The 17082-nt window shown below is 63.9% G+C and carries 17 protein-coding genes and 4 tRNA genes; 4 read left to right on the top strand and 17 right to left on the bottom strand.

What is annotated here, in order from left to right; genetic code table 11:
* Window positions 1-28: 28 nt before the first annotated feature.
* A complete protein-coding gene (locus KHO22_RS20710; RefSeq protein ID WP_211949044.1) occupies window positions 29-286 on the bottom strand; it encodes a hypothetical protein in 258 nt (85 codons plus the stop codon).
* 271 nt (window positions 287-557) lie between these two features.
* Window positions 558-875 (bottom strand): hypothetical protein, encoded by a 318-nt coding sequence (locus KHO22_RS20705; protein ID WP_211949043.1) that lies wholly within the window; start codon window positions 873-875, stop codon window positions 558-560.
* A 197-nt stretch (window positions 876-1072) separates the two neighbouring features.
* Between KHO22_RS20705 and KHO22_RS20700 the strand changes: the two genes are divergently transcribed.
* Window positions 1073-1159, top strand: a tRNA-Leu gene (locus KHO22_RS20700).
* A 43-nt stretch (window positions 1160-1202) separates the two neighbouring features.
* Here the strand turns inward: KHO22_RS20700 and KHO22_RS20695 are convergent.
* Window positions 1203-2288: a YeiH family protein gene (locus KHO22_RS20695; protein WP_211949042.1), complete on the bottom strand. Its 1086-nt coding sequence runs from the start codon at window positions 2286-2288 to the stop codon at window positions 1203-1205.
* Window positions 2289-2382: 94 nt separating this feature from the next.
* Between KHO22_RS20695 and KHO22_RS20690 the strand changes: the two genes are divergently transcribed.
* Complete coding sequence (locus tag KHO22_RS20690) at window positions 2383-3294, top strand: LysR family transcriptional regulator (RefSeq protein ID WP_211949041.1); 912 nt, start codon at window positions 2383-2385, stop codon at window positions 3292-3294.
* Between the two features lie 48 nt (window positions 3295-3342).
* Here the strand turns inward: KHO22_RS20690 and KHO22_RS20685 are convergent.
* The 5 genes from KHO22_RS20685 to uvrC form a co-directional block, all read right to left on the bottom strand.
* A tRNA-Cys gene (locus KHO22_RS20685) sits at window positions 3343-3416 on the bottom strand.
* A 107-nt stretch (window positions 3417-3523) separates the two neighbouring features.
* Window positions 3524-3599, bottom strand: a tRNA-Gly gene (locus KHO22_RS20680).
* 48 nt (window positions 3600-3647) lie between these two features.
* Window positions 3648-3723 (bottom strand) — tRNA-Gly (locus KHO22_RS20675).
* Between the two features lie 169 nt (window positions 3724-3892).
* The gene (pgsA, locus tag KHO22_RS20670) at window positions 3893-4492 is read right to left on the bottom strand and encodes a CDP-diacylglycerol--glycerol-3-phosphate 3-phosphatidyltransferase (RefSeq protein ID WP_211949040.1); all 600 of its coding nucleotides are present in this window, start codon (window positions 4490-4492) and stop codon (window positions 3893-3895) included.
* A 98-nt stretch (window positions 4493-4590) separates the two neighbouring features.
* Window positions 4591-6579, bottom strand: a complete 1989-nt coding sequence (gene uvrC / locus KHO22_RS20665; RefSeq protein ID WP_211949039.1) for an excinuclease ABC subunit UvrC — start codon at window positions 6577-6579, stop codon at window positions 4591-4593.
* A gap of 130 nt (window positions 6580-6709) precedes the next feature.
* Between uvrC and earP the strand changes: the two genes are divergently transcribed.
* On the top strand, window positions 6710-7873 hold the full coding sequence (earP, locus tag KHO22_RS20660) for an elongation factor P maturation arginine rhamnosyltransferase EarP (RefSeq protein ID WP_211949038.1): 1164 nt from the start codon (window positions 6710-6712) through the stop codon (window positions 7871-7873).
* Window positions 7874-8117: 244 nt separating this feature from the next.
* A complete protein-coding gene (efp, locus tag KHO22_RS20655) occupies window positions 8118-8678 on the top strand; it encodes an elongation factor P (protein ID WP_211949037.1) in 561 nt (186 codons plus the stop codon).
* 96 nt (window positions 8679-8774) lie between these two features.
* Here the strand turns inward: efp and nagZ are convergent, their stop codons facing one another.
* The 9 genes from nagZ to lepA form a co-directional block, all read right to left on the bottom strand.
* Window positions 8775-9824: a beta-N-acetylhexosaminidase gene (gene nagZ / locus KHO22_RS20650; RefSeq protein WP_211949036.1), complete on the bottom strand. Its 1050-nt coding sequence runs from the start codon at window positions 9822-9824 to the stop codon at window positions 8775-8777.
* A 15-nt stretch (window positions 9825-9839) separates the two neighbouring features.
* Window positions 9840-10262 carry a holo-ACP synthase gene (acpS, locus tag KHO22_RS20645; protein ID WP_211949035.1) on the bottom strand — a complete coding sequence of 141 codons (423 nt, stop codon included), beginning with the start codon at window positions 10260-10262 and terminating at the stop codon, window positions 9840-9842.
* Window positions 10259-11041 carry a pyridoxine 5'-phosphate synthase gene (gene pdxJ / locus KHO22_RS20640; protein WP_211949034.1) on the bottom strand — a complete coding sequence of 261 codons (783 nt, stop codon included), beginning with the start codon at window positions 11039-11041 and terminating at the stop codon, window positions 10259-10261. Before pdxJ ends, acpS begins: the two co-directional genes overlap by 4 nt.
* Before the next feature lie 37 nt (window positions 11042-11078).
* The gene (recO, locus tag KHO22_RS20635; RefSeq protein WP_211949033.1) at window positions 11079-11954 is read right to left on the bottom strand and encodes a DNA repair protein RecO; all 876 of its coding nucleotides are present in this window, start codon (window positions 11952-11954) and stop codon (window positions 11079-11081) included.
* Between the two features lie 5 nt (window positions 11955-11959).
* The gene (era, locus tag KHO22_RS20630) at window positions 11960-12898 is read right to left on the bottom strand and encodes a GTPase Era (protein ID WP_211949032.1); all 939 of its coding nucleotides are present in this window, start codon (window positions 12896-12898) and stop codon (window positions 11960-11962) included.
* The gene (gene rnc / locus KHO22_RS20625) at window positions 12895-13665 is read right to left on the bottom strand and encodes a ribonuclease III (RefSeq protein ID WP_211949031.1); all 771 of its coding nucleotides are present in this window, start codon (window positions 13663-13665) and stop codon (window positions 12895-12897) included. Before rnc ends, era begins: the two co-directional genes overlap by 4 nt.
* A gap of 1 nt (window position 13666) precedes the next feature.
* Entirely contained in the window at window positions 13667-13972 is a 306-nt protein-coding gene (locus KHO22_RS20620; protein WP_230426945.1) for a DUF4845 domain-containing protein, read from the bottom strand.
* Between the two features lie 152 nt (window positions 13973-14124).
* Complete coding sequence (lepB, locus tag KHO22_RS20615) at window positions 14125-15024, bottom strand: signal peptidase I (protein ID WP_211949029.1); 900 nt, start codon at window positions 15022-15024, stop codon at window positions 14125-14127.
* 93 nt (window positions 15025-15117) lie between these two features.
* Entirely contained in the window at window positions 15118-16911 is a 1794-nt protein-coding gene (lepA, locus tag KHO22_RS20610) for a translation elongation factor 4 (protein ID WP_211949028.1), read from the bottom strand.
* Window positions 16912-17082: the final 171 nt, after the last annotated feature.

Raw genomic sequence — 17082 nt, 5'->3', positions numbered from 1 at the left:
CGGCGCCGCAGGGCGCCGCGAACGTGTGTCAGGCGCCGTCGGTGAACGGGTCCGGCTTGCTGATCCTGCCACCGTCGGTGTACGGATCCGGCTTGCTTACCCGGGCGCCATCGGTATAGGGATCGGTCTTGCCGACACGCGCGCCGTCGGTGAACGTATCGACCTTGCCAACCTTTGAACCATCCAGATATGGATCCACCTTGCCCGTGCCTGCGAACGACGGCATGGACACGACGGAAAGCGCTGCCAGGGCCGTCGCTGCGGCCAAACTACGCTTGATATTCATGAGAGATTCCCCTTGTTCTCAGTGACAGACAGGCGCTGCGCGAAACACGACCTCTTCGCGTGACATCGCGGCGTCACAAGTGCAGTTTAGGGGAAAACCCTAATATTAGTATCTACTGCCCTTTGTGCAATCTGTTCAGGAAATTTGACCACACTGCAAGCATAGGGAACTTGCCGAGATCCGCCTGCTACCTGCCTCAGGCGAAACCAGACAAAAGAAAAGAGCCCCGAAATGGGGCTCCTTCTTTCAAAAACCTTGCAAGGCTGCTATATCAGCGCCAGTGGCCATGACCATGGCCGTGACCGTAGTAGCCACGGGGACCGTAGTACGGGCGGCCATAGTAGCGCGGACCAGGACCGTAATAACGCGGACCGTAGTAGACGGGAGCCGGGGCATAGTACACCGGGGCCGGCGCCACCACGACCGGCGGCGCGGGCGGATAGTACACCGGAGCCGGAGGATAGTAAGCCGGCGCGCCGATAACCACGCCAGGCACACCGATCGCAACGCCAACGCTCACATGGGCCATTGCCGCACCCGAAGCAAGGCCAGCGACGATACCGAATGCTGCGAGCCACCAACGTTTCATTTCCTGCCCCTCTGTCCCGGATTCCTGATGACTCTATTCTAGTGGCTCGGAGATTTCCGAGTGCAACGGCGCTCACTACATTGTTACGAGCCGTAACAGAAGGATCACTTTTGCTGGAGGGCGGGCTTTAAGGAGAAGTCCCGGCAGCCCGCACTTGCATCCCGGATGCGCAACCACCACAATGTTGGGCTTTCCGCGCGGCCGTGGAGAAATTGGTAGACTCAGCAGACTTAAAATCTGCCGCCCTTACGGGCTTACGGGTTCGAGTCCCGTCGGCCGCACCAGCAACAGGCTGGCTGCGGCCGCCGTCTCATCCCGCCCTTGCGCTCAGGCCATCAGGTAGCAGAGCGAAGCCCCGCCGACCATCAGGAAGACAAAGAGCACGCCTGCCAGGGCGAGCGGCTTGCGCCCGGCGCGCAGCAGGTCGCCGATCCGCGTGTGCAGGCCGATGGCCAGCATGGCGCAGGCCAGCATCCAGTTGTCCAGCGCGATCAGGCCGCTCTTCCACTCCTGCGGGACTGCGCCGGCAGAGTTCACGGCCATCACGGCCACGAAGCCAACCGCAAACCAAGGCACCGACTTCAGCAGGCCGCTCAGGCGCGGAGCGCCGCCATGGGCCTTTGCATCCTTGTTCGGCCACAGGGCCATCACCAGCAGCACCGGCCCAAGTGCCAGCACACGTACCATCTTGGCCACCACGGCAGCGTCGGCAGTCGTGTCGCCGATCATCTTGCCCGCCGCAATCACCTGTGCGACTTCATGCAGCGTCGCGCCGGTGAAGATGCCGAACATGCGATCGCTGACATTCCAGTGCCATGTGCCGGTCACCAGTTCGAACAGGTACGGATAGAGCAGCATGCCGACGGTACCGAACAGCACCACAGTTGCCACCGCAACTGCCGTCTGCTTGTCGTCGGTACGCACCACGGAAGACACCGCGATTGCCGCGGCAGCGCCGCAAATGGCACTGCCCGAGCTGACCAGGATGGCTTCGCGGCGGCTCAGGCCGAATACCTTCGTACCGATGAAGGTGCCGAACAGGAGCGTGCCGAGCAGCATGGCAAGCGGCACCACGATGCCAGGCAGGCCGAGCGCGGCAATCGATGCAAACGTCAGCCGCAAACCATACAGGGCCACGCCCAGACGCAGCAGGTGGTGACGCGCGATCTGCATGCCGGGGGCCAGCGGCTGCAGCCAGTGCTTGGGCATGGTGTTGGCAGCGATCATGCCGGCAAACATTGCCAGCGTCAGGGCGCTCAGGCCATAGCGCGAAATGGCAGGATGGTCGGCCAGGACCATGGCCAGCCATGCCACGCCCCCCAGGGGCAGCAAAGGCAGCAGGCGCTGATGCCACGGCAGCACGACGACTGGCGAAGCAGCCTGGGCGGAATTGGTAGCGGACACGGATGACATGGCGGCAGGGTTTTGATTAGGTGTACGAAGCGTACCCTCGCCCTCTTAATCTGCAAAACGGGTAATATCGTTATGAATTACCTAAAATGTCGATATGGACCAGCGCCCCCTTCGCCTGACGTTGCGCCAGCTCCAGGTCTTCGTATCTGTTGCCCAGCATGGCAGCACGGTAGCGGCCTCGGAAGCCCTCTCCATGTCCCAGTCGGCCGTCAGCGCCTCGCTGGCGGAACTGGAACGTGCGCTCGACGGCCCCTTGTTCGACCGCGTGGCCCGGCGCCTCTGCATCAACGAGACGGGGCGACAGTTTTTTCCGCGCGCCCTGTCATTGCTTGACCAGGCGCAGGAGCTTGAGCGGTTCACGACTCAGACCGGGGTGCAACTGCGCATTGCCGCCAGCAATACGATCGGCAGCTATATCCTGCCGGCGCTGATGGCCGGCTTTCGCGCGTCGCAGGACGGCCCATGCCAGCTGGACCTGCGGATCGGCAACACGCGAGACGTCTTGCGCTCGGTGATGCAGTTCGATGCCGACATCGGGCTCGTCGAAGGCGCGAGCCATGAGCGCGAGCTGCGCAGCGTGCCGTGGTGCGATGACGAGATGGTCGTGGTGGTCGGCCCCTCCCACCCGCTTGCGGCCTCCGATACCCCCCTCGATGGCCTGCGCGATGCCGAATGGATCGTGCGCGAGCCCGGTTCCGGCACGCGCGAGATCATTGAGGAAAGGTTGATGCCGCTGCTTGGCGAACTGCGCTTCGCGCTGGAACTGGGCAATGCCGAGGCGATCAAGCGCGCGGTGATGAGTGGCTTCGGCGTAAGCTGCCTGTCGCTGCACGTGGTTCGCGATGAACTGGAACGTGGCACGCTGGTGGCCGTCAGGCACGGCCTGCCCCGCATCGTCCGTCCGCTGCAATTGGTGGTGCACCAGGACAAGTTTCCGACACGGGGGTTGCTGGCCTTTACCGAATATCTGCGGGTCACGGCCGAACAGGTGGGCGCACGGGCGTAGACGCCGTGAAAACGAAAACAGCGCCGAATAGGCGCTGTTTTCTTCAACTGGAGGCGGAGGTCGGAATCGAACCGGCGTACACGGCTTTGCAGGCCGCTGCATAACCACTCTGCCACCCCGCCAGGTGACGTGCTGCTGGATTGTATCCGCATTCACTGAACGCTGCCTGACAGCGCCCGCGGCGGCTACCAACCCAAACAAAAAGGGAAGCGCTGCTTCCCTTTGGGGATGGAGCGGGAGACGAGTCTCGAACTCGCGACCTCAACCTTGGCAAGGTTGCGCTCTACCAACTGAGCTACTCCCGCATACAACTACTGCTACGAGCCTGACTGCCATCAAACCCGGAATCAACCTGGAGCGGGAGACGAGTCTCGAACTCGCGACCTCAACCTTGGCAAGGTTGCGCTCTACCAACTGAGCTACTCCCGCATGGCGCTGCTTCATGCCCACCACTTCGGCGGACTACGCAATTGACTGCAAATAACAGCTTCTTGCGTTAAACCAGCTTATCTTGCCGCTTTCGTTTGCGTCGTCAGCAGCGAGAACGAGATTATTGCAAAGAACGAATCCGTTCGTCAACCCTTTTTTGCGCGCGGCATCATTTTTGCGCGCGCGCCTCGCCAAGAACGCCGGCCCGCTCGCGGATCTGTGGCCAGGCCAGCTTCATGTAGTAGACCATCGACCACAGCGTCAGCACCGCGGCCAGGTAGATCATCCATGTGCCCATTACCTGTGCGTCGATGCCGAACAGGCGATCACCGTAGAGCAGCATGGGGATCGCGATCATCTGCACCGTGGTCTTCAGCTTGCCGAGGAAGTTCACGGCCACGCTCTTGGAGGCGCCGATCTGCGCCATCCACTCCCGCAAGGCCGAGATCGTGATCTCGCGGCCGATGATGACCAGTGCCACCAGGTCCGCCACCCGGCCCAGCGCCAGCAGCGACAGCAGCGCAGCGGTGACCATCAGCTTGTCGGCTACCGGGTCCAGAAAGGCACCAAATGCCGAAGTCTGGTTCCAGCGCCGCGCCAGGAAGCCGTCCAGCCAGTCCGTCACCGCGGCGACGATGAAGAAGGACGCCGCGGTGACGTTCTTCGTGTGCATCGGCAGCCATGCTTCCGGCAGGTAGTACACGCCCACCACGAGGGGGATCATGGCAACGCGCAGCCAGGTCAGCAGGATCGGGATATTGAAGGGCATGGGGCTTGGAGACCGACGGGGCAATGACGAATTCCGCGATTGTCGCCGATTTCGGCGCCAATGCACGCCCGGCGGGGTAAATCGCCGGGCGGGGAGCATCAATGAAGCTGGCGGTAGATCTCCTCGGCGAGGCCGCGGGAAATGCCGTCGACGCTGGCCAGCTCGTCAATGCTGGCGGCCATGACGCCGCGCAGGCCGCCAAAACGGGTCAGCAGCTTCTGCCGCCGGCGCGCGCCTACGCCCTCGATCTCTTCCAGGCGCGAGGTCGTGCGCGTCTTGGCCCGACGCGCGCGCATGCCTGTGATAGCAAAGCGGTGCGCCTCGTCGCGGATCTGCGCGACCAGCATCAGAGCCGCGCTGCCCTGCCCGAGTTCGAGCGATGGCCTGCCATCGGCGAACACCAGGGTCTCGAGGCCGACCTTGCGACCCTCCCCTTTGGCCACGCCCACCAGCAGCCCGATATCGAGACCCAGTTCCTCGAACACCTGGCGCGCCACCTCCACCTGCCCCTTGCCGCCGTCGATGAGCACCACGTGCGGCACCGGCGACGCGGCCTCGCTGGCGGTGTCAAGCCCGCCTTCCTCCTGCATCTGCTCGACCAGCTTCTGGTACCGGCGCGTCAGCACCTGGCGCATGGCCGCGTAGTCATCGCCCGGCGTGATGTCCTGGATGTTGTAGCGCCGGTACTCGCCGTTCTGCATGTCGTGATGGTGGAACACGACGCAGGATGCCTGCGTGGCCTCGCCCGCGGTATGGCTGATGTCGAAGCACTCCACGCGCAGCAGGGCCAGGTCTTCGAGATCGATGCCGATCGTCTCCGCGAGCGCGCGGGTCCGCGCCTCCTGGCTGCCCTGCTCCGCGAGCCGTCGCGCCAGCGCCAGTGCCGCGCCCTGCTGCGCCATTTCCAGCCAGGCCTTGCGCTGGCCCTGCGGTTGCCGCACGAGCGCGATCTTGCGCCCCGCGTGAAGCGCGAGCGCGTCCAGCAACGCGGCATCATCGGGAACGTGGCTGACGACGATGATCGGCGGCGGCGCCTGATCGAGATAGTGCTGCGCCATGAACGCCGACAGCACGCGCGCCGCAATGCGCTCCACGCCCGGCGCGGCCTGTGCCGGCTCGCTATCGGCGCTCTCTGGCCGCTCATCGCTGTCCTCGACGATCATTGCCGCCTCGTCGGCATGCGCGGGGAAGTAGGCCTTGTCGCCAAGATGGCGGCCGCCGCGCACCATGGCCAGGTTGACGCACGCGCGCCCCCCTTCCACGGCCGCCGCCAGCACGTCGATGTCCCGCGCCTGGCCGACCTCCTCCACCGCCTGCCGCTTGAGCACGGTCGATAGCGCCGCGATCTGGTCGCGCACCGCGGCGGCCTGCTCGAACTCCAGCCGGGTGGAGTGCTCTTCCATCTTCGATTGCAGGCCCTCCAGCACCTCGGTCTCGCGGCCCTGCAGGAAGCGCGCCGCGTTGCCGACGTCGCGCGCGTAGTCCGCCTCATTGATCGCGCCCACGCATGGGCCCGTGCAGCGGTGGATCTGGTGCAGCAGGCAGGGCCGCGTCCGATTATTGAAGACCGTGTCTTCGCAGGTGCGCAGCTGGAACACCTTCTGCAGGATCTGCATGCTCTCGCGCACCGCGTAGGCGCTCGGGAACGGGCCGAAGTACTGGTGCTTGCGGTCCGTGGCGCCACGGTAGTAGGCCATGCGCGGAAAGCGGTGGCCGGTCAGCTTGAGGAAGGGATAGGACTTGTCATCGCGGAACAGGATGTTGTACCGCGGCGCCAGCGCCTTGATCAGGTTGTTCTCGAGCAGCAGGGCCTCGGCCTCGGTGCGCACCACGGTGGTATCGATGCGCGCGATCCTGGCCACCATCATGGCGATGCGTGGCGACAACTGCGTCTTGTTGAAGTAGCTCGATACCCGCTTCTTGAGGTCGCGCGCTTTGCCGACATACAGCACGTTGCCGGCGCTGTCGAAATAGCGGTACACGCCGGGCAGGCCCGGCAGGCGGGCAATGACTGGCTTGGGGTCGAAGGGTTCTGCCGGTGCCGCTTCAGGCGGCTGGGCCGAAGCGTCTGGAAGCTGGTCGGACATGAGGGACGATGACCAATTCGATGTGGCCGGCTCGCGATTCGCGGCAACGGCTCTAAAATCCGAAGTTTAGAGCAATTCACTGCCCCGCCCCGCTTTGCCCGCCCTTGCCGCATTTCCTGCCACCTCCGACATGCCAATCCGCTCCTGGGACATCTTCTGCACCGTCATCGACAATTTCGGCGATATCGGCGTCTGCTGGCGGCTGGCGCGCCAGCTTGCGCAGGAACACGGCCATGAGGTGCGCCTGTGGGTGGATGACCTGCAGAGCTTTTCCCGCCTTGCGCCGGCGCTGGACACGGCAGTACGCCAGCAGCGCCTGTCCGGCGTGGAAATCCGCACCTGGCGCCCCGGCGGCGAAGCCGATGACCGCGCCCGCTTTGCCAACCTTGCGGTTCATGACGCCGTCATCGAGGCCTTTGCCTGCCACCTGCCGGATGCGTTCCTTGCCCGCATGGTGGCACGCGAGCGTGCTCCCGCATGGATCAACCTTGAATACCTGAGCGCCGAGCCCTGGGTGCGCGAGCACCACGGCATGCCTTCGCCGCATCCGCGGCTGCCGTTGATGAAGCACTTCTTCTTCCCGGGTTTCGAGCACGGGACTGGCGGCCTGCTGCGCGAATCGATGCTGGGCGAACAGCGCGACACATTCCTGGCTGGACCAGCCGCCCAGGCCGCCCTGTGGCACCGGCTGCAAGCGACGCCCGATGCCAGCGCGCTCAAGGTCAGCCTGTTTTCGTACCGGAACCCCGCGCTTCCCGCGCTGCTCGAGCAATGGCGCGATGGCCCGGAACCGGTCCAGTGCCTGATTCCGCAGGGCATGGCGGCGGAGCAGCTTGCCGCATGGTCCGGCGAAGCCGCCGCGCCGGGCAGGACGCTGGTGCGGGGCAACCTGCAGGTCAACATCGTGCCCTTCGTGCGCCAGGAGCACTACGACGAAATGCTGTGGGCCTGCGATCTGAATTTTGTGCGCGGCGAAGACTCGTTCGTCCGTGCGCAGTGGGCGGCGCGGCCGCTCGTGTGGCACATCTATCCGCAGGATGAGGACGCGCACCGCGACAAGCTGGACGCGTGGCTCGCGCTGTTCAGCCGCAGCGGCGTGGACAGCGCTGCGGCCCAGGCCCTGGCGGATTTCTGGCACGCCTGGAATGCGTACGGCAATGCACCCGACTGGACCGCCTTGCGCAGCAAGCTGCCCGTCCTGACACAAGCCGCCCGGCAATGGCAGGCGCGCTTGCTCGGATTGGGCGACCTGGCGGCAAATCTCGTGGCGTTCTGTGAAAATCGGGTAAAATAGTGGGTTGATTTGATGGCGACCGGGCCGGGTAACCAAGGCTCCCAGCGACCAGCCGGCAGCGCTGCAATGCGCGCGCCGCAGCGCGGGATCCTGAGCGAACGCTGAGCACGGGGTCAAGCGCGCGTGGGCAGGGGCCCACCAGGCGGCTAAGGCGGCAAGGCGACAGGGCTTCCTGCTGGCCGCGCCTCCGCCACACCTCGCCATACCAATTTCCGAGACTTTCTTTTTCAGGAAAACAGTTCAGATGAAAATCGCACAGGAACTCCGCGTCGGCAACGTGTTCATGATGAACGGCGTCCCGATGGTTGTGCAGAAGGCCGAGTACAACAAGTCGGGCCGCAACGCCGCCGTGGTCAAGATGAAGTACAAGAACCTGCTCACCGAAGCCCCGGGCGAGTCGGTGTTCAAGGCCGACGACAAGTTCGAAGTCGTGATGCTCGAGCGCCGCGAATGCACCTACTCGTACTTCGCCGACCCGATGTACGTGTTCATGGACGCCGACTACAACCAGTTCGAAGTCGAGGGCGACAGCATGGGCGACGCGCTGAACTACCTCGAAGACGGCATGGCCGTGGAAGTGGTGTTCTACAACGAGAAGGCCATCTCGGTCGACATGCCGACCACGCTGGTGCGCGAAATCGTCTATACCGAGCCGGCCGTCAAGGGCGACACCTCGTCGGGCAAGGTGCTGAAGGGCGCCAAGATCAACACGGGCTTCGAGCTGCAGGTGCCGCTGTTCTGCAACATCGGCGACAAGATCGAAATCGACACCCGTACCGGCGAATACCGCAGCCGCGCCAACTAAGCGCACGGCTCGCCCCGCCGCACAAGCGGGGCCGGTAACGAAGAAAGGCAGCCTCGGCTGCCTTTTTTACTGTCTGCCGCAAACGCAGTCGCCCGCTCAGGCGATCAGGCCATGGTCCTTCAGCAGACGCAGCGCCGCGCGATATTCGCCCTCCTGCTGCAGCTTGTTCCAGTCGAGCGGCTTGCGGCGCGCGAACAGCTTGCGGATGCGACGCTGCGAAGTCTTGTCGATGCCCGCATCCAGTTCGGACAGCAACTGATCGGCACGCTCGGGGTGGTTGCAGATCAGCACCATGTCACAGCCTGCGGCCAGCGCGGCTCGTGCGGCCTGCGTGACGTTGCCGGCGACGCTGGCCCCCTCCATGCTCAGGTCATCGCTGAAGATGACGCCCTCGAAGCCCAGCTGCGCGCGCAGGATATCCTGCAGCCAGAACGGCGAGAAGCCCGCTGGATTTGGGTCGACCTTTGGATAGATCACGTGCGCGGGCATGACCGACGACAGCGACAGGCCCATCCAGTCGTACGGGCGCGCATCCTGTGCAAGGATCTCTTCCAGGGACCGTTCGTCCACGGGAATCGCGACATGCGAGTCCGCTTCTACGTAACCATGGCCGGGGAAATGCTTGCCGCAGTTGCTCATGCCCGCCAGCAGCAGCCCGTGGTTCAGGTGGCCCGCCAGCATGGCGACCACGCGCGGGTCGGCGTGGAAAGCACGGTCGCCGATCACGGCACTGCGGCCGTAGTCCAGGTCCAGCACCGGCGTGAAGCTCAGGTCGATATCGCAGGCGCGCAGCTCGGCGGCCAGCACGTAGCCGCAGCTCACCGCGGCCTTGGTGGCGGCCAGCACGTCGCGGTCCCACAGCTCGCCCAGCTTGCCCATCGCAGGCAGGTGGGTGAAACCGTCGGTCTTGCAGCGCTGCACGCGGCCGCCTTCATGGTCGATGCAGATCAGCACGTCGTCGCGAATGGCGCGAATGGCGCGGGTCAGCGCCAGCAGTTGCGCACGCGATTCGAAATTGCGCGCGAACAGAATCACGCCGCCGGTCAGCGGGTGTGCGATGCGGCGCGCGTCTTCGGCATCGAGCTGCTTGCCGACAACGTCGAGCACCACCGGTCCCGGCCGTTTGCCGGAGAGCTTCTTGGTCATGGATATGGTTCGAGGCTAGGCTGGATTTTCCGGGGTGGCCGCTTGGCCGCCCCGCTCGGCGATTGCGAAGGCAACCGCGTAGTCATGTTCATCACTGACACTGACACGTATCGTCAGGCCGCGTTCCCGGATCCATTGGGCGAGCTCGCCATGACATACCGGTGTCGGCTCGCCCGACGGCAGGTTCATCAGTTCCATCGCGCGCCAGGTCATCGGCCAGCGCATGCCGAGCCCGATCGCCTTGGAGAAGGCTTCCTTGGCGGCAAAGCGCGTTGCCAGGAAGGCCAGGCCGCGCCGCTCCGAGCGCGCCTTGCGCGCGTGGTACTTGACCAGTTCGTCCGGCCCCAGCACCTTCTCGGCGAAACGGCCGCGCGTGCGCTCCATCACGCCCTGGACGCGCGCGATCTCGATGATGTCGGTGCCGACGCCGTAGATCACGCCGGGCTGCCCGCAGCGGGATAGCGGGTGCCCAGGCGCGCGGCGACCATGATGGCCTTCATCTCGCGCACGGCGTTCTGCCAGCCGGCGAACACGGCATGCGCAACGATCGCGTGGCCGATGTTCAGCTCCTTGATACCCGGCAACGCGGCAATGGGCTGTACGTTGGTGTAGTGCAGGCCGTGGCCCGCATTGACCACCAGGCCATGGCGGATGCCGGCATCGACGCCATCGGCAATGCGGCGGAATTCGATGGCCAGCTCGTCGGGCGTATGCGCGTCGGCATAGCGGCCGGTATGGAGTTCGATCACGGGTGCACCGCAGGCTGCGGCCGCAGCGATCTGGCCGGCATCGGCGTCGATGAACAGCGACACGCGGATACCCGCCGCGGCGAGCTGCCGGCATGCCGCACTGACCTGTTCAAAACGCCCCGCCACATCAAGACCGCCTTCGGTGGTCACCTCCTCGCGCCGTTCGGGCACGAGGCACACATCCTGCGGACGGATCTCGCAAGCGATGTCGAGCATCTCCTGCGTGATCGCGCATTCGAGGTTCATGCGCGTGGTCAGTTGGGGGCGCAGCGCGCGCACATCGGCGTCGCGGATATGGCGGCGATCTTCGCGCAGGTGCAGCGTGATCAGGTCCGCGCCGGCCTCCTCGGCCTGCAGCGCCGCCTGGATCGGGTCGGGATACACCGTGCCGCGCGCATTGCGCAGCGTGGCAACGTGGTCGATGTTGACGCCAAGGTCGATGACGCCCGGATTTGCGTGGAAGATCATGCTTGCGGAATCAGCAGTGGGCCGGTAGCCCGGCGGGTCAGAGGTAGTGCAGGTCGATCAGGATCTGCCGCGTCTTGAGCGGCGCACCCTGCAGATAATAATGCAGAAGGAAGCGCATCAGCGCGCGGCTTTGCAGCGCGGTCTGCGCGCGCCCGTAATCATCCTGCGACATGTCCAGCAAGGTCTGGCCCGACACCACGGGCCACGACGACGGGTCACTCGGCTGGGCCCTGCGCACACCGCGCTCGGGCTGGTAGACATAATCGAGGCCCGGCTGCACGCGCTCGCCAGTGCTGAGGCACTGGTCGAAGGCCACGGCGAAGCCCGTTTCCTGCAGCAGCACGCGCTCGAAACCGCGCAGCACCAGCCCCGCGGGCTCCCCATGCGCCAGGCGCGTGAGCGTGGCCATGTAGTGGCGGAACAGCGCCGGATGGCCGTCTTCGCGCGGGCAGAACCGCATCACCAGTTCATTGAGGTAGAACGCGGACAACAGCGCGTCGCCGGACAGCGGCGGCATGCCGCCGACCCATTCGGCTCGCGTCAGCGTCTTGACCTCGCCACGTCCGCTCCAGGACAGGGAGATCGGATGAAAGTGCTGCAGCACCGGGCGCAACGAAGAATGCGGCCGCTTGGCCCCCTTGGCAACCATCGACAGCCGGCCGTGGTCGCGGGTGAAGACATCGAGAATCAGGCTGGTTTCGCGATACGGCCACGCGTGCAGCACGAAGCCCGGTTGCTCCGATATGCGCGATTCGCTGCGCGCCGGAACGATGCGCATCGCCCGATCCATCATCGCGCGGCCAGCCGCGTCGGCCATGCCGGGCAACGCCCGGTTGTCCAGCAGCTCGGCGGCTTCGTCCACGACCGGATCGGCGCGGCGGACCTTGGCCGGCCCGCGCGCGAAGTCAGGCATTTTGCTCACTCGTAGCCGTAGGCGCGCAGTCCGGCTTCGTTGTCGGCCCAGCCGCTCTTCACCTTGATCCACATTTCGAGGTAGACCTTGCCGTCGAAGAGCTTTTCCATGTCGAGGCGCGCCTCGGTGGAAATCTGCTTGAGCTTGCTGCCCTTGTTGCCGATGATCATGGCCTTATGCGCGTCGCGCTCGACCAGGATGGTGGCAAACACGCGGCGCAAGCGCCCTTCCGTCTCGAACTTGTCGATGATGACGGTACTCGTGTACGGCAGTTCGTCACCGGTCCAGCGGAACACCTTCTCGCGGATGATCTCCGAAGCCAGGAAGCGCTCGCTGCGGTCGGTCATCGCATCGGCGTCGTACATCGGCTCGCCTTCCGGCAGATAGGGCCGGAGGATCTCGAACAAACGCGCGATATGGTCGTGCGTCTTGGCTGACATCGGCACCACTTCGCGGAACGGAAAGAGCTGCCCCATCTTTTCCAGGAACGGCATCATCACCGCGGCGCGGTCGTCGCCAGTGACACGGTCGAGCTTGTTCGTCACCAGCAGCACGGGCGTGTTCTTCGGCAGCAGGGCCAGCACCTTTTCGTCATCGGCGCCGTAATAACCGGCTTCGACCACGAACAACACCAGATCCACCGACGACAGCGTGGAAGTGACCGCGCGGTTGAGCGAGCGGTTCAGCGCACTGGCGTGACGGGTCTGGAAGCCCGGCGTGTCGACGAAAACAAACTGCGCGTCGTCGGTGGTCTGGATGCCGACGAGGCGATGGCGCGTGGTCTGCGCCTTGCGCGACGTGATGCTGATCTTCTGGCCGACCAGCGCATTCATCAGCGTGGACTTGCCAACATTGGGACGGCCGACAATGGCGACGGTGCCGCAGCGGAACGCCTTGGCTGGGGTATCCGCAGCGGGCTGCTGCGGATGGTTCGATTCGGTCATTCCTTCAACCTGAGAGACAACTGTGGGTCCGGTGGCACCGGCTGCTTGCGAGTCTTGCCCGTGCGCTCGGCCCGACTGCGCTTGAGCAGCTGCGGCACCAGCTTCTGGACTTCATCGAGCGCCAGCTTGGCCGCCGCCTGCTCCGCCGCGCGGCGCGAGGCACCGGTGCCGAACACCCGGACTTCCAGTTTAGGCACCATGCACTCGACTTCAAACTGCTGGCTGTGCGCGGCGCCATGAGTGGCGATTACGTTATATTGCGGCAAGGCGATCTTGTGGCCTTGCAGGTATTCCTGGAGCAGCGTCTTGGCATCCTTGCCAAGCGTGCGCGGATCCACCTGCTCCAGGATGGGGATATACAGCTTGCGGATCAGCGCGCGCGCCGCCTCGAAGCCGGAGTCGAGGAACACGGCGCCGACGATGGCTTCCAGCGCATCGGCCAGGATCGAAGGACGCCGGAAACCGCCGCTCTTCAACTCGCCCTCGCCCAGGCGCAGCGCCTCGGAGAGCTGCAGCATCTGGGCGATCTCGTACAACGCCTGCTGCTTGACCAGGTTGGCGCGCACGCGGGACAGGTCGCCTTCATCCAGCTTGCCGAACATGCCGAACAGCATGTCCGCCACGGCGCAGTTGAGCACCGAATCCCCCAGGAATTCCAGGCGTTCGTTGTGCTGGGCGCTGTGGCTGCGGTGCGTCAGCGCCTGCTGCAGCAACTCAGGCTTGCTGAATCGGTAGCCGAGACGTTGCTGCAAGGCGTCGAGGTTCATATCAGTGCTGCGTTCCCGAATAGCTAATCAGTAGACTCAGTGGACCGTAGACGGGGACCTCGGTCCGGTAGGCAAAATCGACCGACTGGATCGTTCCGTTCTCATCTTCGCGGATCTGGAGGTCTTCTCCCCGCACCACGGCAATCCGGTCGATGGTTGCCTGTTTATCAAAATACTCGACCACCTCACGCTTGTTGGTGGCCTTCTGCTTCGCGTAGCTCGCGGCGCGCTTGACGGAGAAATACTCTGTCAGGCTTGGAATTGCCCTCAGCGCCGGCAACGCGACGCCGATCACGAAAAAGATCACAACCAGCAGTGTCCAGAGGGAAAACCCCCCCGCCCGCCGTCGGACCGGACTAACCCGCCCGCGGCCCACACTCCTGGCGCGACCCAATTGACCCATCTGACCCATTTGCGCTTCCCTCTTTCCGGTTGAGTGTTCTGCGCCGCGCGGGTGTGTTATTTGAACGTCCCGACGCGTCCGAAATTACCGAGATTCATCCAGATCACGAAGGCCTTGCCGACGATATTCTCGTCGGGCACGAATCCCCAATAGCGGGAATCCAGGCTGTTGTCGCGATTATCACCCATTACAAAATAGTGACCTGCAGGCACCTTGCAGGTCACGCCCTGCTGATTGTAAGTGCAGTTTTCCCGGAACGGGAAATCCGGATCGGCCCCGGCAACAAATGCCGGCCGATCCGCATCGTTCAGGATGCCGTGCTCCACGCCACCAGGCAGCTTTTCCCTGAAATGCTTGGAATAGGACAGGCGCTCCTCATCCAGATAATCGGGCAACGGGGTGTAGTCGGCCGGCTTACCGTTGACGGTCAGATGCTTGTTCGAATATTGCACCTCATCGCCCGGCACACCGATCACGCGCTTGATGTAGTCGAGCGACGGGTCTTTCGGATAGCGGAACACCATGACGTCGCCGCGCTGCGGCTCGCCAAGTTCAATGACCTTCTTGTTCACCACCGGCAGGCGAATGCCATAGTCGTACTTGTTGACCAGGATGAAGTCACCGATCAGCAGCGTGGGAATCATCGACCCGGATGGAATCTTGAACGGCTCCACCACGAAGGAGCGCAGCACGAACACCGCCAGGATGACCGGAAAGAAGCTGGCCGAATATTCGAGCCACCACGGCTGGCGCAGCTTTTCCTCCGCCAGGCGCTTGCGTGTCGAGTCGATGTCGCCGGATCCGAAACGGCCCTGCAGGTCCGGCTGGTGCGAATCGAACTCGGCCAGCGCCAGGCGCGCCGAAGCGCGCCGCTGCCGCTCAAATACAAGCTTGTCCGCGATCCACGCGATACCCGTGATCACCACCAGCACAAAAAGGATCAGTGCAAAATTCATGACGGCTTCTGGTTCTTGGATGTCCTGCTACAGCTTCTTCTTCTGCCGCCGCGCCATTTGCGCCGCGGCCCCGCTCCTGCCTGTGCAGTCGTTTTACTTGTCGTCGACCTGCAGGATGGCAAGGAACGCCTCTTGCGGAATTTCGACCGTGCCGACCTGCTTCATGCGCTTCTTGCCGGCCTTCTGCTTTTCGAGCAGCTTCTTCTTGCGCGAAATATCGCCGCCATAGCACTTGGCCAGCACGTTCTTGCGCAGCGCCTTGACGTTTTCACGCGCAATGATGTTAGAGCCGATCGCCGCCTGGATCGCCACGTCGTACATCTGGCGCGGAATGATTTCGCGCATTTTCGCTGCCACTTCGCGGCCGCGGTATTGCGAGTTGGAACGGTGAACAATGACCGACAGCGCATCGACCTTGTCGCTATTGATCAGGATATCGACCTTGACCACGTCGGACGGGCGATATTCCTTGAACTCGTAATCCATCGAGGCATAGCCGCGCGATACCGACTTCAGGCGGTCGAAGAAGTCCATCACGATTTCCGCCATCGGGATCTCGTAGGTCAACTGCACCTGCTTGCCGTGGTAGCTCATATTGATCTGGGAGCCGCGCTTCTGCGTGCACAGCGTGATCACCGAACCGACATATTCCTGCGGCATGTACAGGTTGACCGTGACGATCGGCTCCAGGATGGCCTCGATCCGGCTCGGGTCGGGCATCTTGGCCGGGTTCTCCACCGTCACCGTGGTGCCGTCACGCATCTGCACCTGATACACCACGGTCGGTGCCGTGGTAATCAGGTCCATGTCGAACTCGCGCTCCAGGCGCTCCTGCACGATTTCCATGTGCAGCAGGCCAAGGAAGCCGCAGCGGAAGCCGAAGCCCAGCGCCTGCGACACTTCCGGCTCGAACATCAGCGATGCATCGTTCAGGCGCAACTTCTCCAGCGATTCGCGCAGCGCCTCATACTGGTTGGACTCGACCGGATACAGGCCTGCGAACACCTGCGGCTTGACTTCCTTGAAGCCCGGCAGCGGCGACGCGGCCTTGCGCTGCACCGTGGTGATGGTGTCGCCCACCTTGGCAGCCTTCAGTTCCTTGATGCCCGCAATGACGAAACCCACCTCGCCGGCCGACAGCGAATCACGCGGGATCGACTTCGGCGAGAACACGCCGACCTGCTCCACGAGATGCTGGGCGCCGGTGGCCATCAGCAGCACCTTGTCCTTCGGACGAAGCGTGCCGTTCACCACGCGCACCAGCATGACCACGCCGACGTAGTTGTCGAACCACGAATCGATGATCAGCGCCTGCAGCGGCGCGTCGGCATTCCCTTCAGGCGGCGGCACCTTGGCGATCAGCGCCTCGATCACGTCTTCCACGCCCTGGCCGGTCTTGGCCGAGCACGGCGTGGCGTCCTGCGCGTCAATGCCGATGACGTCCTCGATTTCCTGAATGGCGTTGGCCGGGTCGGCCTGCGGCAGGTCGATCTTGTTCAGCACCGGCACCACTTCCACGCCAAGCTCGATCGCCGTGTAGCAGTTGGCGACAGTCTGCGCCTCGACACCCTGCGAAGCGTCGACCACCAGCAGCGCACCTTCGCAGGCTGACAGTGAACGGCTCACTTCGTAGCTGAAGTCGACGTGCCCCGGGGTGTCGATCAGGTTCAGGTTGTAGACCTTGCCGTCACGCGCCTTGTAGGTCAGCGCCGCCGTCTGCGCCTTGATGGTGATGCCGCGCTCCTTCTCGATATCCATCGAGTCGAGGACCTGGGCCTCCATTTCGCGATCGGACAGCCCCCCACACAGCTGAATGATCCGGTCGGCCAGGGTGGATTTCCCATGGTCGATATGGGCGATGATCGAGAAATTACGGATATGGTCCATCTAATCTTCAGGCAAGCGCCGGCGTCTTCGCCCCGGCGCAGCGGATTCGTGAACGGCCAACCGCGGGCGCCCCCTCGGGAACGCCCGCATCGGAAGGCCGCGGGTCTTGGGGCGCGGATTTTGCGCCAAACTGGAATTTTACCGGATTTTCAATGACTTCCGGGTCGTGAA

The sequence above is a fragment of the Cupriavidus yeoncheonensis genome, assembly GCF_905397275.1.
Classification (GTDB): domain Bacteria; phylum Pseudomonadota; class Gammaproteobacteria; order Burkholderiales; family Burkholderiaceae; genus Cupriavidus; species Cupriavidus yeoncheonensis.
This window is presented reverse-complemented; position numbering and strand designations above follow the sequence as displayed.